This window comes from Enteractinococcus helveticum (genome assembly GCF_001657475.1).
Taxonomy (GTDB): domain Bacteria; phylum Actinomycetota; class Actinomycetes; order Actinomycetales; family Micrococcaceae; genus Yaniella; species Yaniella helvetica.
In genome coordinates this window covers 306,505-329,659 of sequence record NZ_LXEY01000022.1, presented here as the reverse complement: position 1 = coordinate 329,659, position 23,155 = coordinate 306,505, and the positions used below count along the sequence as shown (strand labels likewise).

The 23,155-nt window shown below is 55.8% G+C and carries 30 protein-coding genes; 10 read left to right on the top strand and 20 right to left on the bottom strand.

What is annotated here, in order from left to right:
* Positions 1-128: 128 nt before the first annotated feature.
* The 9 genes from A6F49_RS13620 to A6F49_RS18085 all read right to left on the bottom strand — a co-directional run bounded on the left by A6F49_RS13620 (position 129) and on the right by A6F49_RS18085 (position 7,681).
* Positions 129-1,028 (bottom strand): PPK2 family polyphosphate kinase, encoded by a 900-nt coding sequence (locus A6F49_RS13620; protein ID WP_082911795.1) that lies wholly within the window; start codon positions 1,026-1,028, stop codon positions 129-131.
* Between the two features lie 55 nt (positions 1,029-1,083).
* Positions 1,084-2,325, bottom strand: coding sequence for a DUF3137 domain-containing protein (locus tag A6F49_RS13615; RefSeq protein WP_082911794.1), 1,242 nt, complete (start codon positions 2,323-2,325; stop codon positions 1,084-1,086).
* Positions 2,322-2,942 (bottom strand): LemA family protein, encoded by a 621-nt coding sequence (locus A6F49_RS13610; RefSeq protein WP_043058636.1) that lies wholly within the window; start codon positions 2,940-2,942, stop codon positions 2,322-2,324. Before A6F49_RS13610 ends, A6F49_RS13615 begins: the two co-directional genes overlap by 4 nt.
* Positions 2,943-3,084: 142 nt before the next feature.
* The gene (locus A6F49_RS13605) at positions 3,085-3,651 is read right to left on the bottom strand and encodes a dihydrofolate reductase family protein (RefSeq protein WP_043058637.1); all 567 of its coding nucleotides are present in this window, start codon (positions 3,649-3,651) and stop codon (positions 3,085-3,087) included.
* A 79-nt stretch (positions 3,652-3,730) separates the two neighbouring features.
* Positions 3,731-4,396: a DUF6320 domain-containing protein gene (locus A6F49_RS13600; RefSeq protein WP_043058638.1), complete on the bottom strand. Its 666-nt coding sequence runs from the start codon at positions 4,394-4,396 to the stop codon at positions 3,731-3,733.
* Positions 4,393-5,742, bottom strand: coding sequence for a hypothetical protein (locus A6F49_RS13595; protein WP_043058639.1), 1,350 nt, complete (start codon positions 5,740-5,742; stop codon positions 4,393-4,395). Before A6F49_RS13595 ends, A6F49_RS13600 begins: the two co-directional genes overlap by 4 nt.
* Positions 5,739-6,743 carry an alpha/beta hydrolase gene (locus A6F49_RS13590; protein ID WP_043058640.1) on the bottom strand — a complete coding sequence of 335 codons (1,005 nt, stop codon included), beginning with the start codon at positions 6,741-6,743 and terminating at the stop codon, positions 5,739-5,741. Before A6F49_RS13590 ends, A6F49_RS13595 begins: the two co-directional genes overlap by 4 nt.
* A 156-nt stretch (positions 6,744-6,899) precedes the next feature.
* Entirely contained in the window at positions 6,900-7,409 is a 510-nt protein-coding gene (locus tag A6F49_RS13585) for a hypothetical protein (RefSeq protein WP_150119500.1), read from the bottom strand.
* 95 nt (positions 7,410-7,504) lie between these two features.
* Positions 7,505-7,681 (bottom strand): hypothetical protein, encoded by a 177-nt coding sequence (locus A6F49_RS18085; protein ID WP_161485823.1) that lies wholly within the window; start codon positions 7,679-7,681, stop codon positions 7,505-7,507.
* A gap of 257 nt (positions 7,682-7,938) precedes the next feature.
* Between A6F49_RS18085 and A6F49_RS13575 the strand changes: the two genes are divergently transcribed.
* Positions 7,939-8,856 (top strand): nucleoside hydrolase, encoded by a 918-nt coding sequence (locus A6F49_RS13575; protein WP_161485822.1) that lies wholly within the window; start codon positions 7,939-7,941, stop codon positions 8,854-8,856.
* 208 nt (positions 8,857-9,064) lie between these two features.
* On the opposite strand, the gene A6F49_RS13570 is transcribed toward A6F49_RS13575, so the two are convergent.
* Both A6F49_RS13570 and A6F49_RS13565 read right to left on the bottom strand, forming a co-directional pair.
* Positions 9,065-9,262 carry a hypothetical protein gene (locus A6F49_RS13570; RefSeq protein WP_043058643.1) on the bottom strand — a complete coding sequence of 66 codons (198 nt, stop codon included), beginning with the start codon at positions 9,260-9,262 and terminating at the stop codon, positions 9,065-9,067.
* Between the two features lie 152 nt (positions 9,263-9,414).
* Positions 9,415-10,425 carry a bile acid:sodium symporter family protein gene (locus A6F49_RS13565; RefSeq protein WP_043058644.1) on the bottom strand — a complete coding sequence of 337 codons (1,011 nt, stop codon included), beginning with the start codon at positions 10,423-10,425 and terminating at the stop codon, positions 9,415-9,417.
* A gap of 196 nt (positions 10,426-10,621) precedes the next feature.
* Between A6F49_RS13565 and A6F49_RS13560 the strand changes: the two genes are divergently transcribed.
* From A6F49_RS13560 to A6F49_RS13545, 4 genes are all read left to right on the top strand, one after another.
* A complete protein-coding gene (locus A6F49_RS13560; protein ID WP_150119499.1) occupies positions 10,622-11,584 on the top strand; it encodes a hypothetical protein in 963 nt (320 codons plus the stop codon).
* Positions 11,585-11,814: 230 nt separating this feature from the next.
* Positions 11,815-12,330 (top strand): GNAT family N-acetyltransferase, encoded by a 516-nt coding sequence (locus tag A6F49_RS13555; protein ID WP_043058645.1) that lies wholly within the window; start codon positions 11,815-11,817, stop codon positions 12,328-12,330.
* A gap of 173 nt (positions 12,331-12,503) precedes the next feature.
* The gene (locus A6F49_RS13550; protein ID WP_043058646.1) at positions 12,504-12,908 is read left to right on the top strand and encodes a VOC family protein; all 405 of its coding nucleotides are present in this window, start codon (positions 12,504-12,506) and stop codon (positions 12,906-12,908) included.
* 47 nt (positions 12,909-12,955) lie between these two features.
* Positions 12,956-13,855 (top strand): macrolide 2'-phosphotransferase, encoded by a 900-nt coding sequence (locus A6F49_RS13545; protein WP_043058647.1) that lies wholly within the window; start codon positions 12,956-12,958, stop codon positions 13,853-13,855.
* A 184-nt stretch (positions 13,856-14,039) separates the two neighbouring features.
* On the opposite strand, the gene A6F49_RS13540 is transcribed toward A6F49_RS13545, so the two are convergent.
* Both A6F49_RS13540 and A6F49_RS13535 read right to left on the bottom strand, forming a co-directional pair.
* Positions 14,040-14,876 carry an ABC transporter permease gene (locus A6F49_RS13540; protein ID WP_052504990.1) on the bottom strand — a complete coding sequence of 279 codons (837 nt, stop codon included), beginning with the start codon at positions 14,874-14,876 and terminating at the stop codon, positions 14,040-14,042.
* Complete coding sequence (locus tag A6F49_RS13535; RefSeq protein ID WP_043058919.1) at positions 14,866-15,852, bottom strand: daunorubicin resistance protein DrrA family ABC transporter ATP-binding protein; 987 nt, start codon at positions 15,850-15,852, stop codon at positions 14,866-14,868. Before A6F49_RS13535 ends, A6F49_RS13540 begins: the two co-directional genes overlap by 11 nt.
* A 176-nt stretch (positions 15,853-16,028) precedes the next feature.
* On the opposite strand from A6F49_RS13535, the gene A6F49_RS13530 reads away from it, so the two are divergent.
* Together A6F49_RS13530 and A6F49_RS13525 are read left to right on the top strand one after the other, a co-directional pair.
* Positions 16,029-16,610 (top strand): hypothetical protein, encoded by a 582-nt coding sequence (locus A6F49_RS13530; RefSeq protein ID WP_201120323.1) that lies wholly within the window; start codon positions 16,029-16,031, stop codon positions 16,608-16,610.
* A gap of 77 nt (positions 16,611-16,687) precedes the next feature.
* A complete protein-coding gene (locus A6F49_RS13525; RefSeq protein WP_043058648.1) occupies positions 16,688-17,125 on the top strand; it encodes a VOC family protein in 438 nt (145 codons plus the stop codon).
* 392 nt (positions 17,126-17,517) lie between these two features.
* On the opposite strand, the gene A6F49_RS13520 is transcribed toward A6F49_RS13525, so the two are convergent.
* The 3 genes from A6F49_RS13520 to A6F49_RS13510 form a co-directional block, all read right to left on the bottom strand.
* Positions 17,518-18,081 (bottom strand): dihydrofolate reductase family protein, encoded by a 564-nt coding sequence (locus A6F49_RS13520; RefSeq protein ID WP_043058649.1) that lies wholly within the window; start codon positions 18,079-18,081, stop codon positions 17,518-17,520.
* A 157-nt stretch (positions 18,082-18,238) separates the two neighbouring features.
* Complete coding sequence (locus A6F49_RS13515) at positions 18,239-18,745, bottom strand: flavodoxin family protein (RefSeq protein ID WP_043058650.1); 507 nt, start codon at positions 18,743-18,745, stop codon at positions 18,239-18,241.
* A gap of 158 nt (positions 18,746-18,903) precedes the next feature.
* A complete protein-coding gene (locus tag A6F49_RS13510; protein ID WP_043058651.1) occupies positions 18,904-19,551 on the bottom strand; it encodes a TMEM175 family protein in 648 nt (215 codons plus the stop codon).
* 126 nt (positions 19,552-19,677) lie between these two features.
* On the opposite strand from A6F49_RS13510, the gene A6F49_RS13505 reads away from it, so the two are divergent.
* Positions 19,678-20,088 (top strand): pyridoxamine 5'-phosphate oxidase family protein, encoded by a 411-nt coding sequence (locus A6F49_RS13505; RefSeq protein WP_043058921.1) that lies wholly within the window; start codon positions 19,678-19,680, stop codon positions 20,086-20,088.
* Between the two features lie 34 nt (positions 20,089-20,122).
* Here the strand turns inward: A6F49_RS13505 and A6F49_RS13500 are convergent, their stop codons facing one another.
* Positions 20,123-20,620, bottom strand: a complete 498-nt coding sequence (locus A6F49_RS13500) for a methyltransferase family protein (protein ID WP_043058652.1) — start codon at positions 20,618-20,620, stop codon at positions 20,123-20,125.
* Positions 20,621-20,664: 44 nt separating this feature from the next.
* Positions 20,665-21,024, bottom strand: a complete 360-nt coding sequence (locus A6F49_RS13495) for a VOC family protein (protein WP_043058653.1) — start codon at positions 21,022-21,024, stop codon at positions 20,665-20,667.
* Between the two features lie 119 nt (positions 21,025-21,143).
* On the opposite strand from A6F49_RS13495, the gene arfB reads away from it, so the two are divergent.
* The gene (gene arfB / locus A6F49_RS13490; RefSeq protein ID WP_043058654.1) at positions 21,144-21,584 is read left to right on the top strand and encodes an alternative ribosome rescue aminoacyl-tRNA hydrolase ArfB; all 441 of its coding nucleotides are present in this window, start codon (positions 21,144-21,146) and stop codon (positions 21,582-21,584) included.
* 25 nt (positions 21,585-21,609) lie between these two features.
* On the opposite strand, the gene A6F49_RS13485 is transcribed toward arfB, so the two are convergent.
* A complete protein-coding gene (locus A6F49_RS13485; RefSeq protein WP_235604997.1) occupies positions 21,610-22,017 on the bottom strand; it encodes a DUF1304 family protein in 408 nt (135 codons plus the stop codon).
* Positions 22,018-22,239: 222 nt separating this feature from the next.
* On the opposite strand from A6F49_RS13485, the gene A6F49_RS13480 reads away from it, so the two are divergent.
* Entirely contained in the window at positions 22,240-22,872 is a 633-nt protein-coding gene (locus tag A6F49_RS13480; protein WP_043058655.1) for a M23 family metallopeptidase, read from the top strand.
* A gap of 27 nt (positions 22,873-22,899) precedes the next feature.
* Here the strand turns inward: A6F49_RS13480 and A6F49_RS13475 are convergent, their stop codons facing one another.
* Entirely contained in the window at positions 22,900-23,154 is a 255-nt protein-coding gene (locus tag A6F49_RS13475; protein ID WP_043058656.1) for a Txe/YoeB family addiction module toxin, read from the bottom strand.
* Position 23,155 lies beyond the last annotated feature (1 nt).

The window sequence follows — 23,155 nt, the reverse complement described above, 5'->3', positions numbered from 1 at the left end:
CGATTTTGAAGTGCATCCGTTCTCAACGCGAAGAACGCTGCGCAGGAGGGTGCATCATAAGTCTGCGGTGGCGATGAGTTTGTCTGCAAAGCCGCCGTCCCAATTTCTCCCATCGACCCCTGGGTTGTCTATCGGCTCGCTTCGAGTCTGCGACGCTGCGCTGCAAGGTCAAAATTGCCCGGCGGCCACGAGAGGTCCAGGGATTCGAGGGCTTCGATCAATAACTGTTGAACAGCCAGCTTGGCGTACCATTTCCGGTCAGCTGGGATAACAAACCACGGGGCGTGTTCTTTATCGGTGACCTCGATTGCGATGCGATGAGCCTCCATGTAATCATCCCATTTCAACCGGGCATCGATATCTGCCGGGGTGAACTTCCAGTGCTTATTCGGGTCATCAAGTCGGGTGGAGAGCCGTTGATATTGTTCATCCAGGCTAATGTGCAGCATGACTTTGATAATGAGCGTGCCGTTGTGGGCGAGTTCTTGTTCGAACTGCCGTATCGAACCGTAGCGGCGCTGCAGGCGAGCAGGTGGGGTCAGTTCTTCAACCCGGTGCACGAGGACGTCTTCATAGTGGGAACGGTCAAACACCGCAATGTCACCGTGCCGTGGGGTATGGCGGCGGATGCGCCATAGGAAGTCGTGTTGTAGCTCTTCTGGAGTGGGTTTTTTGAAACCAACCTGGTGGATGCCCTGGGGGTCCATCGACCCGACCACGTGTTTGGTAATACCGCCCTTTCCAGAGGTGTCCATCCCCTGAATAACGAGCAGCACGGATCTGTGAAGATCGGCGGCTTGGGCATTAGCGAACAGTTTGGTTTGCAGTTCTGATAACCGTTCCGTATTGGTGGCTAGCAGTTGTTGTCCCGCCACTTTGCCAAAGTTTTCGCCGTTGGAATCCTCAAAGCCCGGGGTGCGGCGGCAATCTAATGCGTTGAGATCTACTAAGATGCCGTCGTCATAGGCAAACTCACGTAACGCTTTATAAAAGGGACCGACTCGTTGCAGGGCTTGGTTGGCTTGCATCTGCGTCCTTCCGGGCTCGCTGGTGGTGTTAACAGCGTACCCGGTCAGACCCGGATTAGACCTTGGTCCAGATCCTGGTGTTGAGATTGAAATGTTCAATCAGCGAAATGAAAGCGACCAAATCCTCGTAAATCTCTTTGGCCATCTGGTAGCCATCGTCCTCGTTTTTCTGGAATCCCAGGCTGAAACGGTCGGTATCCATGACCACCGCAAAGTACATACGAGTGCCATGGAACGATACGGCAATCCGATCGGACTCCATGCGTTCAGCAGCGTCACTAATAGCCAGCATGAGTTGCGGGGTGATTAAGTAACGAGCTTCAGCTTGATCGGTGGTCCAGCCTTCAAATCGTTTAGTGATTTCAGGGTCTTCTAACACCATCGGTTCAAGTCCCGTTTTTGCAGCGCTTTCTTCGGTGAAGGACCGGATCGCCTGGTCTTCACGTTTGCGGGGTAACAGATACGTGCGAGAGTTGAAATCTTTGTGAAAATCAGCGACGAAAAACACCATGGAAGGCCCCATGCAATTGGTGGATTCTTCAAACCGAGAGTATTTTTCTTTGACTTGTTCTACCAAGGAGCCTGGCAACAAATCCGTGAGCGAGCCGCTGGAGTTGCGACGGTGGTCTTCAATGCGTTTGTGAATACGCCAGCTATCACCGTGTTTATCACGCAGTCTGCGGTCGCGTTCGCGTTCGTGACGTTTGCGCTCGCGCTCTTGGCGACGGGCCTGGCGTTGTTTGGCTTCCTGACTCAGTTCGATCTTGGAGGTCTGCCATTTAACATCGGAGATCATAAAGTCGGTGTCACCGAAGGTGCCACGAATGTAGTCTTCCTGAGTTGCGTTAGCGTCCCGAATGAAACCGGATGAAGACAGCACAGATCTGGAGATACCACCGTCAGGATCATAGGATGCTTTCAAATTCGATTCACTACCGGTGACGGTGCGGGCGCTGAGTTCTTCGACGAGCGCTTCAAGCATTGGTGCGACAACGGTTTGGGAGTACTGGCCAGAGGCTTGGTTCATCTGGCGCATCACGTAGACGACGGTGGGTGCAGCGATAATCACGGCAAGTACCAGGGCGAGCATACCGAGGAGCTCAAGGCCGGTGAAAAAGAATAATAGCGCCAGAACAAAGAGGCCCAGACCAATGAACACCGGAATCATCAAGCCGATGGATTTAGCATTCCAGGTGGTCATCCAGGAGGTATCCTTGGTGACCTTGGTGGAATGTTGACGAATATTTGACCAAACGGAGTCAAATGATGGCACAGAGATTCTTGGATGCGAACTCATTTGTCGAGAAATCCTTCAAGGTTGTACTGAGCGCGTTTGCGTTGGTCTGTGAGTTCAAACAGTTCGTGTTCGCGGAAGCCAAGCATGCCTGCGATCAGCACGGTTGGAAAGACTTCGCGTTTGGTGTTGTAATCAGTGGCAGCACGGTTGTAGACGCGACGAGCAGCTTGCAGACGCTCTTCAACTTCATTGATGGTACGTTGCAGCAACTCAACGTTCTGCCACGTGTTCATATCCGGGTAGTTCTCAATTGAGGCAAGTGCACCCGGACCCTGTTGACTTTGTTGGATCAGGTACTGCTCGGCTTCTTTCAGCGATGCATTCAGCTCAGATTTTTCATCGACGGTCAGGTCGCGAATGGTGCGACCGGTGCGCAGTGATGTGGCTTTCAGTATGAGCTCGACTTCGGTTTGGACGATTCCAGAGGCAGCATCGGCTTGGGCTTTGATCTGGTCAAAGCGTGTTTCTAGGGCGACGTCGATGCCTTGGAGCGCTTCCTTCGAAGCGTTACGAGCTTTGACTAACCGGTTGTAGATCACGATGCCCCAGATAATAAGGAGAACGATGATCAGGCCGATGATGATGGGCGCCCCTCCAGACAGAAATGAGCCATCCATAACAACACATCCTTCGGTGCTTTAGTAACGTGAGAAGACTTTCACCAACAGCACAGAACCGCGGCAAACAACCTCATAGCGTACCGGGGATGGTCTAGAGAAGCTACCTCTGGGGTGCGATTACTTGAAAACCGCAGAAAATCTACGCGCTCCGTTCATAGCGCAGGTAGACCGTACCGTTGTCGAAGGTGCGCTGTTCGACAAGCTCCATGCCCAACTCCACCCCTTCGGGCAGGGCTTTTAGGCCGCCACCAATGATGATCGGCACGATAAAGAATTCAAAACGCTCAATGAGTCCCGCACGGATTGCGTCTGCGGCAGTGGTTGGGCCAAAGATCTCCACGACTCCCTCAACCTCTTGGCCGATGCGTCGTATCCGTTCCACTTCCAGGTGGGGTACCAGTTCGTCGTCGTCGGCGACCATATCTGCTGGGCTCAGGGTGGATGATGCCACGACTTTATCGATGTGCTGCCACAGACGCCCAAAGACTTTTTCGGCTGGCGTGGACTCATCGGAATCTGGGTAGATATCCCAGAATTGCATGAGTTCATAGGTCTTGCGCCCTATGATTTCTGTGGAAACTTCGCTCATGCGTTGCAGGTGGACGTCAAAGATTTCAGGGCTGGGGGTGGCCCATTGGAAGTCGCCTTTGGTATCGGCAATGTAGCCGTCCAGCGACATCGTAACTGCATAACTCAGCGTTCCCATGAGGTGAACCTCCTGGCGCGGGACTCGCGTGCCCAAATGGCAGGCGCGGTTGCTGCCTCAAAGTCTAGCGGTGTACGGCTTATACGTGTAGGCGTTTGGCAAGTTCGTGCCGGACTTCAGCGCCACGGTAAACCTGGATGACGACCAGTGCGATCACGCTCACGGCAACGCAGATGGCCGAGGGCAGAGTGGTGGTGACCCACCCGAAGACTAAGAACCCGATGGGCAACAGGCCCAGCAGGATGGTGATGCCACTGTAAATAATGTAGTTACCGACCTCCATGCGCATCGACCACACAGTGATCAAAAGCGCCAGGATGGAGGAACCACACACAATGGGGATGGCATAGTTCAGCGACCACCCCTGCCAACCGTTGAGATAATCCCAGTAGAGACACACCAGTCCGACGATCAGTACCAGGTACACGATACTTTTGGCGACGTTGCGACGTTTGCGCACCGCCATGACCGCGACCAGCCACATGGTGACCACGCCAAGCCATACGGAGCGCACCGCACCGAATTCAGCCGCGCCGCGGCCCAGCAGCAGTTGGACTGCGAAGGAACCGATGATGATCGCTAGGGAACCAAAAAACAACATCCGGAAAATGTGCCGTCGCGAGAAGTTCAGAGCAATGGCTGGAAAGGGACTGGGTGCAGCGTGACCGCGGGTGGGTTTGGCACACAGTGGGCAGTGCTGCCAGCCGCCTGCGATTTCGACTGAGCATTCGGGGCATCGTTTCATGGCTCTTGCTCCTGAGCGAGTTCTGCTTCGGTGACCCGGGCTGCAGCGACCGTGACCGCGATGCCCTGGTCTGTCAGATAGCGCGCGAATTCTCTGATGTGGTCAGTTTCGATGAACGGTGAGGTGAAGCTGATGGTCAGGAGTCCGGCGTGCGACATCACGCACATCTGTGGGCGGACGGCCGAGACGTGAAAGCCCATGGCTCCGACGTGGGCATCAATGGTTTCGGGCAGAGTCACGCGTCCCAGGTTGGAAACCGAAACGGTCAGCCCGCGGTTATTGGCCCAGTTCAGGCCACGCAAGATGACGTCTTTGAGGGGGCGTGGCACGATGCGTAATACCGGCGAGCGCTCAACCCGGGTGAGTCGGCGCAGTTTTTTGCCCAGTGCTTCCGGGGAGGCTTTGGGTCGGAATTGTTGTTCCAGTTGTCGGCCGACCGAAGCAATGTCGTCGGGGCCTTCACCATAGGTGTGTTCGACGCGCACGGTGGCGAAAAAGTTTCGGGGCGACACCGATGGGAAGAACTGGCGTAGGTTGACAGGGATCGTTGCCGCCACCGTGCGAGATCTGCCGAAACCACCGGAGGAACGGCGGATTGCTTCAAAAAATAGGGCGGTGAGATACATGGTCATCGACACGCCTTCGGCTTTTGCCAAAGTGAGCACATCGTTGGCGGACGCGGTCAGTTCCACGGCCCGTGTGCGGTAGTCGGGGGTGCGGGTTCCGGAGACTTGGAAGACCTTGGTGGTTGTGGTCAGGCTTGAGTCGGCCTCAATGTCTGTGACCTGGTCATCGGACAGGCTGCGCCGTCGGAAGTATTGGGCAAAGCTGTCAACGGCGAGATCTCGTGCGGCGATGTTCTCATCGGCGGCCCCCGGTTGGGCGATGAGCTGGGCTGTGGAGGTGTCGGTAAATTCGGGGCGGTGCGGGTAGCGTAACCGGATGTATTCGCTCACCAGGTCCGTGAGAAACCATAGGGCGCCGGTGCCATCGGACAGCGCGTGGAAGACCTCTAAGATGACGCGTTGCCGGTGATATATGACCCGAAATAACAGACCCGTGCGGTCGGCGTCATAGATGGGAGCACACGTCGGTTGCTCATCCGGTGTCACGGTTGGGCGCAGATCGCTGTCTTGTAAGTAGTACCAAAAGATCGCGCGGCGGAGCACCGCATGATACAGCGTATAGCGGTCGTATGTTATATCGAGTGCGGTTTGCAGCAGCTGGGGGTCCACCTCGTGATCCAGCTCAGCACTGAGCCGGAAGACCTTGGTGTCGGTTTCACTGCGTGCCGCCAGGAAAATATTCGAAGCGTTGTCTAATCGGACCCATTTGCGTCGCGTCATGTCGGGTCCTGTATTTGGTCGGCGTCATCCAAGAATGCGGTGATCACCTCGTAGGACTCCCGCAGCGCTCGGGAGAGTCTGGGCAGGGCGATAAACCCGTGCAGGGCGCCGTTGACCCGGTGAATATGCACGTTGTTTCCGGCCGATCGTAATGCCTGCCCGTAGGCTTCACCTTCGTCTCGCAGCAAGTCGAGTTCTGCGGTGATGACCAGTGTGCGGGGCTGGTTGGTCAGATCCTGTGCCATTAGGGGCGCCACCTCCCATGCTTTGCGGCCGGCGGGGTCGGGAACATACAGGTCAAAGTACGCTTGGACTTCGGCGTTGGTCAGTCGCAGGCCCTCGCCGTGTTCTCGTACCGAGTCGAACGGTGAAGTTTGCGGATCGTGATCCCAATACGTGACCGGATACAACAGAATCTGACGAGCCACACCTCGGTGGCCTTCCTGGTGCAAGCGCAGTGACACGGCCGCAGCCAGGTTGGCTCCTGCTGAGTCACCGATCAGCACAATGTTGTCGGCATCCTCCATGCCAGCCGGGTTGGGGTCATCTAATAAACTGCGAAGGATTTGATAGCAGTCCTCAAGACCGGCAGGAAACGGGTATTCAGGGGCAAGTCGGTAATCGACGGCGACGACGACGGCGCCGGTCAGATCGGCCATGTTGATACAGGTTGGCGTGTAGCTTTCGACATCCCCGATAACCCAACCGCCGCCGTGGAAAAAGACCAGCACCTCGTCTCGGGTTTGTTCTTTGGGGTGAAAGACTCTGACCGGGATGTGGTGTGTTCCCGATTCGGATGGCACCTCGTGGTCGACGGCGCGGTTGGTTGCAACCCGGGGTGCGGCAATGTGACGTTGGAATCTGCGCACTTTTTCATAATCTTCACGCATATCGACCCGCGGCGCGGCAAAGAACCCGAGAACCGCGCGCACAAAACGGTTGACCGGCGTGCGCTGCTCGGCATTATTGGTTTGGCGCTTGGGCCTGCCGCGTATCCACATAGCCCCATCCTATGGCAGGGCCCAGGTTGGCCATCCATTCGGCAGCGGTGACTACAATATGTCGGCGCATACCAAGTGTTATCTCGCCAAGAGTCACATCCACAGAGGTGGTCTGCCATCGTCAAGTGCCAGCTATTGCTGCACTCAGCACGGTTTCTAGCCACCGAGTACAAGATCAACGCATTCCACCAATTCCTGATTGCGCCGTTCCGGCGTGAGTATCTCCCAAATGGCCCACCCGTGCGTCGAACACTGTGAGAGTGCTTCCAATACCTCATCGACTGACAAGAACTCTCGCCAAGCAGTCACCATCATTCCATTGCCCGGACCCTCGGTGTACACGGACTTGCCCTCGGCAACCCACCCGTCATAGACCGCCACTGCTTGTTTCGGCATCACAGGTGGGTCGAATGAGGTTAGCGTGACGACAGACTCCGCCAGTCTGACAATCTCCACCACCTGCCAAATGCCGGATCTATCCCGGGCAACACGAACAGTGTCATTGACCGCAAGCGGGACGTAGAAAGCATTATTCTTGCAACTGACCAGGCCTTGTTCCTGATCAAGCCAGTGTCCCCACAGGCTCTCGCTTCGTATGTTGAACTCTGGCCAGGGGTGCAACGCCAACTTGAATTTCATGGAGTCTTCTTTGGTGTGCTGTGTCATGTCTACAGCCTAGGACTGGCGTCAGAATTCTTTTATGGGCCTGTGGATAACCTACTGACCTGCCCGGTAATCGACGGATCGAACCCTGATCCGAGCTACCCTCCAGAACCGAAATTACCGATGCGGGCGCCGCGCAGCAGGCCGAGGCCGTCATGCTCAACAAAGGCCCATTCATCGTAGATGCAATTAGCGCATTGTCCGAAATCCTCCACCGCATAGGCGGTCACAACGATAAAAAGCGTGACATGCTGCGCGATGTGTATTCCTGGCATTTGGATACTACAGGGTCGCATAGTGCAAAATCACCGAATCTTGTTCGTGGTTCCAGAGACAATTCCTGGCGAACACAACATCATCTCGGGGTTGTCCGATCAGACACGTCGAGCCGATGAAAAATATGCTCACCTACGAGTCGATTAGTATTTTAGCAACCCGTTTTGACGGAGGTTTTCCGTTAGTGTTGGTGGTACAGAGGCAAGAACAAGCGCGGCGCATCAGCCGGACTGCTTGGGAGAAACGAGCACTCATCATGTCGACACCTCCACCACTCACCAACACCGAAGATGCATCACAAACACCCGTACTGTTAGACACCGATATCGGTTCTAATGTGGACGATTTACTGGCTCTATTATTTATCTTGGGCAGCCAAAACTTGAAACTGGTCGGCGTGACGACGGTCTACGGACACACTCACCTTCGGGCCAGAATTGCCGCCGCTACGTTGTCGATCGCTGGACGAGACGACGTTCCTATTGGTTTTGGCAGTGCTGAACCAAGATCTGGGCGCGATGTGTTCTGGACCGGACACGAAGGCGAGGGATTCGACCTCAGCCAGGTTGAAGACCCGGAAACCACCGCGGCCGCAGTGTATGCCGACGCATTGCGGGCCCACGGCTCGACACTGGTCGTCGCCGCCATCGGGCCGCTCACCAATGCCGTTGAGGCACTGGAGGGTTGCAAGGTCAAACCACGATGTGTGGTAGCCATGGCAGGCCAGTTCGAGGAAGGCCGGCCCGACCACAATGTCTTCTCCGACGCCGTGGCTGCCGCGCGGTTCATGGAACTGGGCATCCCCATTATCTGCATCGGCATCGAGCTGTGCCGCCAAGTACCCTATGCTGCATCCGATCTAGACACGATCCAACGAGCCAGACCCGAGCATCCACTTACAGCGCTGATTGTCGAGCAATCGCAGACGTGGTGGCACCATCACGGCCTAGAACAGTCCAATCCCTGTGATCCGCTCACACTGCTGGCGGTCAGCCATCCGGAGGTCTTTGAGTTTCGACAGGCGAAGATCCAGATCCCGGCCTACGGCAGTCAGGCTGGCAAGACACGTTGGGTGCCCTCCGATTACGGTCACCAGTGGTTTGCCACCGGAGTCCAAGTGCAACGGGCACAGAGTTTAATTCTTGACAGCGTGATTCGCGGCATGCGGTCCTAACCAGTTGTGGCAGTACCAGACGGTCAGGACCTGTTTTCCTCGCGCTCGACGACGCACGCTGCATTGTGCCCAACAATGACAGCATGCGGTGTTATGCCGTTGTATTCACCCGCCAGACAAGCTCGCTGACAAACATCCAGCCACTCATGGCCGCTGCACCCACACCGAAGCTGTGGAGTTCCTGACCCCATCGGGCACCCGGTGTTGTCTACCGGCGGGCAAGGGCCAGCCCACCGGCCAGATTCATGGCACCCCATAGCGCGTTGACGGCAGGCCCTGAGCGTCGTCCTGCCAGCGGGGTGAGGTGTTGTTTTCCTGCAATCGCTGTTGCGAAATGTCCCAGACTATTGACCATGAAGACCCCGGCAAAAAATGCTCCCACCGAACGATTGTGATTCGACGCCATCCTGTGCTCCTGACCTGTCGTGGCTACAGCCCACGTGCAGACCGGACGTTGATGGCGAATTACCACCCCAGAGTGCCCAGTTCGCAACGCGAGTCGTCTCATGAATGATCGTGTGCACCCAGCGTAATCCAGGAGCTTGTGCGGATGGGCGGTTATGAGACGTTGCTGGGTGTTTCTTGGATTTCCAGGTCACGTCGTTCTTGGCGTGCCGAGCGGTAACGGAAGAACAGTGCCAACAGGCCACCGGAGATGTTGTGCCACACACTGAAGACCGCGGCTGGAAGCGCTGCGACCGGGCTGAAATGTGCTGCAGCAAGTGTGGCTGCCAGTCCGGAGTTTTGCATGCCGACTTCTACCGAGGTGGTGCGCGCGACGCGTTCTGGATAGTTGAATACCCGAGCTGCGAAGTAACCAAGTAGGTATCCCAGGCCGTTGTGCAGGATGACGACAGCTAAGACCAGCAGGCCTGCTTCGACGATGCGATCGGCAGAGCCCGAGACCACAGCAACAACGACGTAGGAAATACCCAGCACGCTGACCCATGGCAATAGCGGCAGAACTTTATCAACCCAGGTGCGCAGCAACCAGCGGACCAGCAGTCCGGCAACGATTGGAAGGAGCACCATCTGGACAATGGACATCGCCATAGAGCCGGCATCCACCGGCAGCAGGGTACCGGCTAACCATAGGGTCAGCAACGGTGTGAAGATTGGGGCCAACAGCGTTGAAACCGACGTCATCGTGACTGACAGTGCGACATCACCCTTGGCGAGGTAGGTAATGACATTTGACGAGGTGCCGCCCGGGGCACAACCCACCAGAATCACGCCAACGGCGAGTTCGGGTGGCAATTGGAAGACAAAGACCAGTGCCACAGCCAGGGTAGGCATGATCACGTACTGGGCGATGACACCCAGCAGAATTGGTAGTGGTCGTTTGATGACCAAAGCAAAATCCGGGATGGTCAGGGTGATCCCCATGGCAAACATGATGATGCCAAGTGCAATGTTGGTGTATTGCGCAAGCGGTGCCGTCTGTGTTGGGAACAAAAACCCGATGAGAAACGCGACGATAATGATGACCGGAAAGACCGTTACCGCAATGCGGGCGGATCGATCTTCACCCGACCGCCCTGGTTGCTGAGTATTGACTGGCTTGGTCATCGTTACGTCCTATCTCTCACGTGCCGTCTGCTTCACACTTACTGAAGTGCTCTATGCAAGATAGCAGCCAACATGACCGGGAGGATTGACATGACGCATAACTTGAAAATTTTCTAAAATCCCCCGGCAATACAATTGGGCCTGCCGTTGAACAATGGCTACTTGCAGTGCACCTCCGCAACGTACGATTCATGTCATGGCACGCAATATTTCGTCTCCATCACCTACGGGCGAGGCGACGCTGTCTCCAGGGTCCCAACGGTGGCTTAAGGCACCGCATCATTTTTTGCTAGCGTGCGGGATCTTGCTGATCGCTTCGGGAATCTTCCATGGGATCGTCATACTCGCCACAGGCGGTTCATTCGATGGACCACTGTCATGGCGCAAGCCGATGCTGTTCGGGTTGTCTTTTGGGATTACCGCAGCCACGATCGCGCTAATCTGCCCAGCCTTGCGGCTGTCCAAGACCGTGTCATGGGTGTTGTTGGGGTCACTTGGCCTCGCCAGTGTTGCCGAAACCGCACTGATTACGATGCAAACTTGGCGCGGCGTGCCATCCCATTTCAACTTCACCACGACCTTCGATGCGATGGTTTTTCAGGCAATGGGTATTATCGTGGCCATTGTGGCGACTACTCTGCTGATCCTGACAGTCTTGTCGTTTACCAACATGCGCCGGGGGCCCTCCAGCATTATTTTGGCTATTCGGGTCGGCATGCTGTTGTTACTTGCAGGCCAAGTGCTGGGGGCACTGATCATCGCCCACGGGGTACAACCTGCTGTCGTCGGTCATGATGACGCCGTCTTTGGGCCAAGCGGTGTTGTGTTCGGTGACGCAGGCATCTTGAAATACCCGCACGGTATTGCCATGCATGCAATTCAAGTCCTGCCGGTCATTGGGCTGCTGGGCTTATTCACGCAGTGGAGTCCCACCCGTCGGTACGCAACGGTCAGCGCAGCCAGCCTCGGGTACGTGCTCATTGTGCTGGTCAGTACCTTGCAGGCCTACTCCGGTCGTGGTGGGCTGAGCCTCTCCTGGTTTGAAGTTGGTCTGCTGGTCCTTGGCGTGCTGCTCCTTATCGGTTCGGGACTGTTGAGTCTCGTTGCCACCGATTGGCGCCGCCTTCTCACGGGTCAGCCCATGCTGCAACAACGTTAGTCGTCGACCCGTTGGCACATCCGGTGGGTTCTGAAAATTTATGGCCTATTCAATGCAGTCATCATGGTTCCTGTGTTCCTTTCAATTCGGTACCACCGTGAGCAAGCTTGACCATGAGCCGTGAAACCAAGCACCATGGGACAGAGCTGGTGCTCACACCACGTGGTGTGAGCCTTGCACGTCGAATGTCCACCAGCGCTCGCTCCCGCCCGAACGAATAGGTAATGCTTATGAGCCCTTCCCCAGCATGGATAACACGTCCTGAAACCAGCTCGGATATTCCCGCAATTCATCGAGTGCATCGTGCCGCATTTGAAACGGCCGAGGAAGCCGAACTGGTAGCTGCGCTGCGTGACGAACCAGAATGGATCGCATCGTTATCTGTGGTGGCTACCTCTGATGACGGCGCGATCGTCGGACATGCGCTCTTAACACGTTGCTACATTGATGAAGTTCCTGCTTTGGCACTTGCTCCGTGTGCCGTCTTACCCTCCCATCAACGCTCCGGCGCAGGTTCTGCAGCAATCCGAGCCGCGCTGAACGCTGCTGAGGAACAAGGCGAAGCATTCGTTATTGTCCTGGGCCATCCCGAGTACTACCCGCGCTTTGGTTTCAAACCAGCTTCACCGTATGGCATCAAGCTCAGTATCGAGGTGCCCGACAATGCCCTCATGGCCCTTTCGCTCAGACCGGATCGCAAACTCCCGGCAGGGGTTGTTCGCTATTCCGCACCGTTTGGCATCTGAGCACCCCTAAGCTTGTTGGACAATGCGCCGACGGCATGTGAGCTGATCTGTGCTGTAGTTCCAACAGCCGTTGACCAGCACGTTTTGCATTCCCAGTCGACCTCATAAAATTAGGTCATATCGTGCAAACGCGAATCATCAATCACCAGACTCTGGTCTTTAGGAAGTGCTCTATGGCTGAACAGTCCGTTGACCTCATCATCAGTATGGGTATAGCCGACCGGCAACGATCCATGAATTTTTATATGGCGGCGTTTGACTTCGAACTTATTGGTGAGCCACTCGAAGACGGCGTTCCGGAACCCCTGCAATTCCGGCTCAATGATCACACCCGACTGATGCTCATCCCAAACGACGGGTTCGACTGGGTGCTGGACAAACACACAAATGCACCCGCAGGCGTCAACGAGAGCATCCTCGGTCTCCCGGTGGAAGCCGCCGCACATGTTGATAAGCTCGTTGAACGAATCATCACAGCCGGTGGAACGGTTATCACCGCTGCAGCCCAACAGGCCTGGGGCTACACAGCGCTATGTGCTGACCCCGATGGTCACGTCTGGCAGATCACCGCTGTGTAGCTGCGCATCCCCTATTGCCTCGATAATTGGTATGGAACAGTAGAAACATGCAGACAGAAGCCAACAACCAAACATCTATCGCACAGCTTGCCGCCCAGCACGGCCTCGGCCTTATCCCTGAGACCATCACTATCAATGAAATCGGACTGGACTTTCGGGTTGCCATTGCCACGGCTCACAACGGCGAACGATGGGTCCTGCGGATTCCCCGCCGTTCGGATGTCATGCCCCGAGCCACTATTGAGGGTCGACTCTTACAACGTGTTGCTCCGCTACTAGATGTAACCGTCCCCGACTGGCGTATTCATAGTTCAGAGCTGATTGCCTACCCGCTTTTGCCCGGGGAACCTGGCTTATCAATCGGCCTCGACGGCTCACTGGATTGGCACGTGGATGTTGAGGACCCGACCTACACGCATTCGTTGGGTGAATTCCTAGCACAGCTGCATTCGATCGATCACCGGCAGGTTGCAGACACCGGTATTGAAATCCGGACTCCAGATGAGGTGCGGCAGGCCATTGCAGACGACATCACTCGAGTGTCGTCTGAGTTTCAGGTCGCCGCCAGCTTGCTAGATCGGTGGAACACCTGGTTAGCCGATGACGGATTCTGGCCGGCAACTTCGGCCCTCACCCACGGCGAGGTGTACCCGGGTCATCTGCTGCTCACCGATCAAAAAATAGTCGGTGTCTTGGACTGGACGACCGCCGCGATCGGTGATCCTGCTCAGGATTTCGCGTTTCATCGTGTCTTGGTCTCCGACGAAGCATTTGCGGCAACCGTTCAACGGTACATAGAACACGGTGGCAACGTTGGACCGAAATTCGCTGAGCACTGCGCCGAGCTCTATTCTATTTCACCGATCAACTACGGTATCTATGCTCTGACAACTGGAGATCCGGCACATGTCCGTGCCGCAGCCGCCGCTCTCAATCCCGAAGCATGAAGCCCTCGTCACGCCCGCACGTCAGCAGCCTTCTTGCATATCTTGAAACTCAGGGAAATTTCCATTGCTGTTCATCGAGGTTTCATCAAGCAAGCCACCCAGAGTTTACTCAAGGCGTTAGGCCAGTCACTTTCAACCGAGTTCACACGCGTTATCCGATGTGCGCAAAAGAGTGGTCGTGCTGTTATGAGATGCGGTTGTATATCCGCAGTGCGATGGGTGCAAAGATCACCGTTATCAGGACTGATACCCCGATCACAATCAGGATGCTTTGGAAGTTAGCCATACCGTTCATGAGGTCTCGCAGCGTATCGACGAGCTGACTGACCGGATTCGCATTGACGAACACCTGCAGCCAGTCAGGCATCGTGTCCGGTGGCGCAAAGACCGAGCTGATGAATGTCAGCGGAAACAGGATCAGCACCGAGACACCTTGGACCGCGCTGGGCGTTCGCACTTTGAGCCCGATGACCAACCACATCCAACTCAGTGCAAAACAGAACATGAATAACACGGCAACGGCCGCCACGACACCAAGCACTCCACCTGGTGCACGGTAGCCCATTAGCAATCCGACGACCAACGTCAGTGTGGTGGCGATGCCATACCGTAGGGAGTCAGCAAGCAATGCTCCAACCAGGTGAGCTGGTCGCCAGACCGGTTGGGTACGATACCGATCAAAAACGCCTTTTTCGATATCAGTATTGATCGTCATCGCGGTGTAGATCGTCAGAAATATCACCGTCTGTGTCAGGATCCCGGGCAGCGCAAATTGGAGATAATCTTCGGGCGTGCCGCTGATGGCACCACCAAATACGTATGTAAACATCAGGACGAACAACACCGGGTACAGCACGGCATCGAGCAATTGCTCGGGCACATGGCGGATTTTGAGCAGGGATCGCCGAGTATAGGTCAGCACAGCTAACCCAGGTCCAATAAGACGCACCGATCCAGCAGTTTCCAATGCGTCTTCCAGGCGAACAGCAAACTGTTCGTCACTACGATTGTTAACCGTCATCGTGTTGCTCCTGTGGAGTAGAACGCGGAGTGGTCAGCGCCAAAAAGACCTCATTCAGGCTGGGTTGACCAAGTGAAAACTCCGTCAGCTGTATACCTTGGTGTTGCAGTTCGGCGATCATCGGAGCGGCCTTGGCGATGTCACTTAACCGAAGGCTCACCGTGAAGCCATCGCTACTGAGTTCAGCAGATTCTTCGGATCGTGCATTAAGCAGCGTGACCGCCGTACGTCCCTGGTCAGGGCTGGCCAACCGGATGTGCAACATTCCGGACCCAACGATGGCTTTGAGTTCACTGGGCGTACCTTCTGCCACGATCCGTCCGGTGTCTAAGACGGTAACCCGGTCTGCCAGTTGGTCGGCTTCATCGAGATATTGTGTGGTGAGCAAGACTGTCGTTCCGGCATCGACGAGGGTACGTACAGCGTTCCACACATCGTTTCGGCTGCGCGGATCCAAGCCCGTCGTTGGTTCATCCAGAAATAACAGATCTGGTCGGACCAACAGCGAGGCGGCAATATCGAGCCGACGTCGCATGCCACCAGAGTATTTTCGAACCTGGCGAGCTGCAGCATCCATCAAACCAAACGCGGCCAACAACGACTCCGCCCGCGATTTTGCGCTGCGTCCTCGATACCCCCGCAACCGGGCAAGCAGTGCGAGATTCTCCACCCCGGTCAGATCTTCATCGAGCGAAGCGAACTGACCGGTCAATGCGATCCGCTCACGAACTTGTGCAGGATGGGTGACAACGTCATAGCCAAGAACCCGGGCATACCCGCTGCTAGGTCGCAGCAGTGTTGCCAGGATTCGCATGACGGTGGTTTTTCCTGCACCATTGGGGCCTAACACGGCGTGAACGCCACCCATGGCGATGTGGAGATTGACGTTGTCCACAGCTGCTTGGGTGCCGAAGCGCTGCGTGAGGTTTTGCGTTTCAACGGCCAGCTGGTGGCTGTGTATTTGTGGGCTCGTCATATTCACACTTTCGTGGGACCCAACTGTGGGTCGTGACAGGTCCTGAAGTCGAAGGTCAAGGTTGACGTTGTCGAAGCGATCAACCATGCGGGTTGCGCAGGAAACCTTGCGTGCTCAGCTCCCTGTGCATGCACAGAATTTTACGCTTGCACCAAACATCCAACAAGACAGCACCAGTGACAACTCACTTCATCGCTGGTATCAAAGAAGGCATGGTCAAACCGATGAATACTTCTGCCATTGCGGCTGCAACGAACCGTCCTTGGCAACGATGGGTACAACTTCTTGAAGATGCTGGTGCCAGGCACATGAATCACTCCCAGATTGCTGTGCTGGCCCTTGAGCTGATGCCTGCCGATGTGGAACAGAAAGAATGGTGGGCCCAAGGCACGGCAGTTGCTTTTGAACAACATGCCGGACTGCGCGTACCGGGACAGACGAGCACCGGTGATTTCCAGGTCTCCACTTCACGCATCGTTGGAGGTGATAAAGATCAGGTGCTGGAGGCATGGTTAGAGCTCGTTGGTTCCAGAACCGAGTTTGGTGAGGTACCGATCGAAGGCGAAGCATCAACGTCGAGCACTGATCGTTGGCGGTACTGGCGAGTATCGTTGTCGGACGGCACGCGGGTTGTTGTCAATATCAATGACAAGCAGGCCGGCAAAGCACTCGTTGGGCTGCAGCATTTCAAGCTCGATTCTGCAGAAGCTGTTGCCTACTGGCGACCGATTTGGAAGGACGTCTTAGCCCAACTGTAACGGTTGGGAAACTCCGCTACACATTTTCCTTCGGCAGCGCTCTTCCGAAGCAACGTCCGGTTAGGTCGTCTGCGTGCATGAGCATCAAGATCGATAACGTCGCAATTGCGGTCCGAGATTTGGAAGCTACCATCGCGTTCTTCACCGACCTCGGGCTCACTGTTTTAGGACGTGACACTGTCCATGGTGAGTGGGCCGATACCGCTGTCGGGCTGGATGGCAATCACGTCAAAATCGCGTTATTGCAGACACCGGATGGCCATGGCCGGCTGGAACTTTTCGAATATATTCATCCGCAAGCAATTGAGACTCAACCAACACTGCCCCATGAGATCGGCATGCATCGGGTCGCGTTTGCCGTTGACGATATCGACGATGCACTCGACATCGCCGCGCGTCACGGTTGCCATCCGTTGCGCGGCGTCGCGACCTATCGTGACCAGTATCGACTCACGTATGTTCGTGGCCCCAGCGGCATCATTGTGATGTTCGCTCAAGAACTCAAACCGTCATGACGTTGCTTGTCGCGTCAGATACGGCCTTCGTTTGACGGACACACGAGGAATAAAAAGCGCTAGATTCCAGAAGCCTTTCCCAGCGCAGATTGTTAGATAGCCCCACGACAACGCTTGATTAGAGCGAAAGTTTAAAATCTGTTACGCTCAACGGTGGCCTTTTCGGCCACCTTCAAGCATCGATGACTATGACTCCCTCTACCATAAGTTGCAGCATCTGTGCGCAGGCAAGATGATGAAACCAGCTCAGATACCGCGATAGAGACCTGTTCGAATTATATAAACCCGGCGTCATGAGGTGCCTGCGCCGCGTTGACTTTCTGGGTTGCGCAGCTGCATCATCCGAAGCACAGGGTGCCACGTGGAGGCCCCAGACTAGGTATTGCCCGACCTTAGGTTCTGTCATACTGAAGAAAGACGGTGCCATCGTCGAATACTTGCTGCTGCGTGAGTTTCATTTTGCGATACGCACCCTCCGGGAGGGCTCGTCGGCCTTGGCCGAGCATAACCGGAACAATGAACAGTTCTAAGCGATCAACCATTCCCGTGCGAAGCGCTTCGGCTGCTGTGGTGGGCCCGAAGATCTGGGTGACACCGTGGCTTCTTGCCACCATATGGCGTATATCGCTCAGAGTCAGCTCGCGAACTAACCGGCTCCCGTTGGCTGAAAAGTCGACCTTGGAGAGGGTATTGGAAACGACGATCTTGTCTATAGCTACCCAACGCTGAGCGAATTCGGTCGCTGCTGTGGAGTGCGCAGCTTGCTCACAAACCGTGGACCAATGCTTCATGAGTCCATATACTCGGCGTCCAAGTATTTGGGTGGTCACTTGATGCATGCGTTGTAGATGATGTGCAAGCACTTCGTCGCTGGGAGCCGCCCATTGAAAATCTGCGTTGCTATTGGCCACGTATCCATCAAGAGAAATGGTCGCAGCATAATTCAGCATGCCCATAGCTGCCGCCCCTCAAGGCTAACGAGTCGGTGTGTGGAGCCAAGTGTATAGACAACAGCGCGTTTCTTGACCGTTTATCGTCGATATAAGCCTCGATCTCGCCCTGCTCTGAGGCACGGAGCAAAGAACCGATATATAGACGTTTTCCGATAGATAACTAGTCCACGAGTTGGATGGCTACGGTGGCTCCAAGGTCTTCAGCTGCTTCGAGATGTTCTGGTGTGACATCGCCTAGGGCTTCCAAGATTTCACCGCCACGGCGCCACCCTAAACCACCAACGATTCCTTCCACAGATCGAACCGCACCGGTGGTGTCATATCGTCCATGCACAATGAGACCATACAGTCGACGACGCGCCTCGCTGCCACTACCACTAGCACTTCCGTCAGCACTCAGAGACCCGCCAATTTTCAGGAAGGTGCTGTCGAATACGTGTTTGAGTGCACCGCTCATATATCCGAAGTTTGCCGGGGTGATGAACAAATACCCGTCAGCTTGTTGGATCACGGTCTCATCTTGTTCACCTCGGGCCCAAGCCAAAGCTGGCACGGAGGTGACTTCCACGCTCTCGATGTCAGGATGATTGGCCCCTCGCAGCGCTGACTCAAGCAGCTGCTGTACGTTGTGGGTCGGTGCGTGGTGGATCACTAAAAGTTGTTGCATGGTTCCACCATGACACGCTCAGCTAGCAGAGGCGAGTACTGGCGAAGAACCTGGCTTCGTCATCAAAAACGGTTCACAACTCGTGCAGCATCCGTCGTACGAGACGTTGAATACCGCGTCGGCCTGTCATCAAGCGAGTATGCAGGTGTCAAAAGTGCTTAGCCCGAAGCCTGAGTGCGGTCTACACGGCGTACCAGACGGGCTCCGAGTGGCCCAACGATCAACAACGTGAGCCAGCAGAGCTTCGCCGTATTGCCATCGGCGAGATATGCAACCGGGATGGAGACAAGAAAAACTAGCGGGGCGCCCAGTGAGTCGAGAGCCCTGGCACGTAACTGGTGGCGATTCAACGGTTTGATGAGTAAACCTCGGCGAGCCGCGACCTGCAACATGATCGAATGAGCAATAACTGCCAACGCAATATTGGCGGCATATACCGCGGTTGGCAATGGCAGCTCATCGGTGTGCGGATCGCTTATGCCTTGCGTCGTGAACGGGATGAATATGATCAAACCGGCAACAACAATATTCCAGGTGATGGTGGTTGAGTCCAGCCCGGTGAAGTCTGCCAGGATCTCATGATTGCGGCGCCAGAAGGCAACGATGACGACGAAACTAATCAGAAAACCCAGTAATTGCCCACCCATCCCCTGGGTGAAAAACGCTTCGATGCTGCTCCAGGCATCTGACGAGGTGACGTCAATATTGAGGACAAGCAAAGTCACTGCAAAAGCGTAGATCGCGTCTAAGAACCCGAGCACGCGATCAAAACTTGAAGTTTCTCGCTGGTACACCGGCGCCGTCATGCTCACAGACTAATGGGAGCGTGGCAGCTGAACAAGCGACCTGTGGTGGATCATGTTGTCATTTTCAGCCAGCCTGTAGCATGGAAATCGCTAGTCGAAGTACTGTCGTCTGCTGGAGAGTGGATCATGAGTTCGGTTGAGAAGCTGTCGGAAAATCAATGCTGGGAGCTATTGCGAAGTACCGAGGTGGGACGGCTGGCCGTTATCGTCGGTGACCACCCCGAGATTTTCCCAGTGAACTTTGCGGTCGATCAGGGCACCGTCCTTTTCCGTTCTGCACAAGGCACCAAGGTGGCCAGCGCGTTGAGCGATGCAGCGGTGGCTTTTGAAGCCGATGGTTATGACGCCCTGACGGGTTTGGTCTGGAGCGTGGTGATCAAAGGCCACGCAACGTCTTTCCGGGCGATTGACGAAGCCGTCGATTCCTTCGAAGTTGAGGTGCGTCCGTGGCAAGCCGGCAAGAAGGAGCGCTTCGTTCGGATCCGTCCCCATGAAGTCACTGGACGACGTTTCCCAAAGTCCACCCAGGAGAACTAAGCTCTCAGTTCCCTGGTGTGGACGTATTGGCCGTTCAATTGCGCCGTGGGAGTCCGATCCACCGCGGAGTGGTCGCCCGATACCTTTCATAGGCGGCTCCGAAGCGCTGTTGGAGTACCGTTTCTTCGGCTGGGATCTGTGTTCGGTCTATGACCAGTGCAAAGGCTGCAACCGGAATGAGCGCTGACCAGGACCGTCGCCACAGTGCATGAGCGGTCAGTAACCCAGCCAGTCCCAGGTACATCGGATTTCGGGTGAACCGATTCGGCCCCTCAATCACCAGTGTGGTGGTGTCCATGGTCTTTGGGTTGACGGTCGTATGGTAAGGCTGAAACTCGATCACCGCACCACCCATTAACAGCAACGATCCGGCTGCAACGAGCGTTCCGGCAGCCTTTGCTCGTTTCGTTCGCTCGTGCTTTTCGCTCAACAATACTTGGGCGCCAAGAGCGCCCGCTGCCAGTACAGGTGGCGGTACATGCCGTGAAGTTCGACCAGCAGTTGGATCAGCGTGCCGTTTGCTGACTCCCATCGTGTTCACCTCTCCTATCTCGTCGTTACTCTCGAGCTCCTCACTCACTGGTCAGCATAGACACCCAAACGATTACCGCTGGGATCCATAAATTCGAATCGACGGCCACCGGGAAACCCATATGGGGCTTCGACGATGATGTCACCTGCGGCTTCGACTGCCGCAAGCGTTGCGTCCAGGTCGGTGGAGAAGATCAGGACCAACGGCCCAGTGTTGGAAGGCTCGGCGTTAGGGTTCAACCCACCAACTTCAGACGCGCCGTCGGCAGCTTGAATCCCGCTGTACATCGGCCCGTAATCGTTGAATTGCCACCCGAAGGCTTCCTCATAGAATGCCTGGGTTGCGGGCGGGTCTGTCACGCCGAATTCTATGTAACTGATTGCGTGATGGTTTTCGCTGATCATGGGTCCTCCGCAGCTTGAGTTTTCCTGCTCTCAAGTGTTCCACCAGCCGGCGTCGACGTCTATGCCACCGCAGGCATCGGGTCAACCAACCGCAGGCGGAGCACAGGTACGCTGAAGCTATGCAAGATTTGGTTGTACCAGCAGGACCCGGCGCACCTCGAGGCTTCCGGGTACCAGCAGCCGAACTGACTGAACAGTTTTCTCGGTCCTCTGGGCCCGGCGGCCAAGGTGTCAATACCGCCGATTCACGGGTACAACTCAGTCTTGACCTTGGCACAACAACTGCCCTGGACGACGTCCAACGAAAACGAGTCCTGCACCGGTTAGCTGCCAGGCTTGCTGGCACCGTGCTGACCATTGATGCAGCCGAACACCGGTCCCAACGTCAAAACCGCAAGGCGGCCAGGCAGCGCATGGCTGCCCTATTACGCGAGGCCGTGATGCCCGAGGTGGTGCGGCGCCCGACTCGTCCCACGCGGGGTTCAAAGCGTCGTCGTCTTGAAGCCAAACGGCAGCGTTCTGAAATTAAGCGCAATCGCCAGCGACTGCGGCCAGAATAACGACTGACGCCACGGCCGTCTGGTACTAAAACAATGCAGCGATCAGCACGACCAGCGGTGGAATGCCGGAACCCAGCACCCCGGTTAGGCTCCCACCTCGAGGTCTCCAGAACCCCAACAGGTCTGCCGCTCCCATCGCGATGGCCGAGAGCAACATGTACCAGCTAGCAGTCATAACTATGACGACGCCCGTAGGCACATCGCCGGTCCACATCATCACCAGGCCAATGATTGTCCCGGCGGCTGCCATGAGATTTCGAGCACCGATACAAAATGCCCACAGCCTGGCGTCGTCAACATTTTTTGTGTCAACATGTAACAACTTGCGGGCAAAGGGGCGCGCGTAGAAAAACATTTCGAAGGGAGCTACCACGCTGAGTGTCACGGCACCGAAAATGGCGGCGATTTGAGCCACGAGATTCAGCGGGTCCATTGCGACTTCCTTGTAGCTTTGGCAACAGAAAGGCCATCGGATATGTGATGGCGTCGAAGCGTGCGTACTTCAGTTGCCGTCAGTCTGGATCACTAAGGTGAGGTGCTTTTGGGGCCTCAGATATGGCGATAGAGACTTGCTTCAATTATAGGAGACTGCCCCAAGCGGGGGAGCTCGTAGGATGGAATCGTCAGTACGCACCGAGGAAGAATCGAGGCGCAGATGGCACCGAATCCACCGTTGAATCTCAGTTATCCCTTTGATGGCAGGTGGCAGGTTCGCAATAGCCCCGCAAATCGCGTGCCGAGCCACGGCACAGCACTGTTTGGGCTCAGTTATGCCATCGATTTCGTGCCTGTGGACGACGATGGTCGCTCTGCGCCGTTCACCTTAGGCTCCTTGTTTCGGTCTGAAGCCCCCGAGGCGTTTACCGGTTTTGGGCGGCCAGTCCTCTCCCCTGTCGACGGCGTGGTTGTCGGCGTGCACGATATCGAGGCTGATCATCATGCATATCGCGGTTTCCCTTCGGTCGGCTACGCGCGGACCCAGCGTCGTCGGGCCGCTGAAGGTTGGCTTGCGCTGATCGGTAATCACGTGTTGATCGAGACGGGGTATCGGACAGGAACCGCAGTCGTTGCGCTGTGTCATCTGAAACAAGGCAGCGCTGAGGTGACCACCGGTCAGCGGGTGGCATCTGGCCAACCGATTGGGCGCTGCGGCAACTCGGGCAATAGTACAGAACCCCACCTGCACCTGCATGCAGTAGATGGCCGGTATATCACGCAAGCACATGCCATTCCGATTCAGTTCGACGGGTCAATCCCTCACAACGGGACTATCGTTGAGCGCCGTTGAAAATTCTGTGAGCGCAGGTCTACAGACCTAATAGTGGTAACGATCTTGCAAGATGATGAGGTCGTTACCGTCTACGAGATATACCAGCCTATGCTCGTGAGTGATTCTGCGAGACCAGGCGCCAGCTGCACCATACTTCAATTGTTCGGGCTTCCCGATTCCCCCAAATGGCTCGCGGAGACATGCATCAATAAGGACATTAATTCGGCTCAAGATCTTTCGGTCAGTCGTCTGCCAATACTTGTAGTCATTCCACGCATTGCGGTCCCACACCAAACGCACT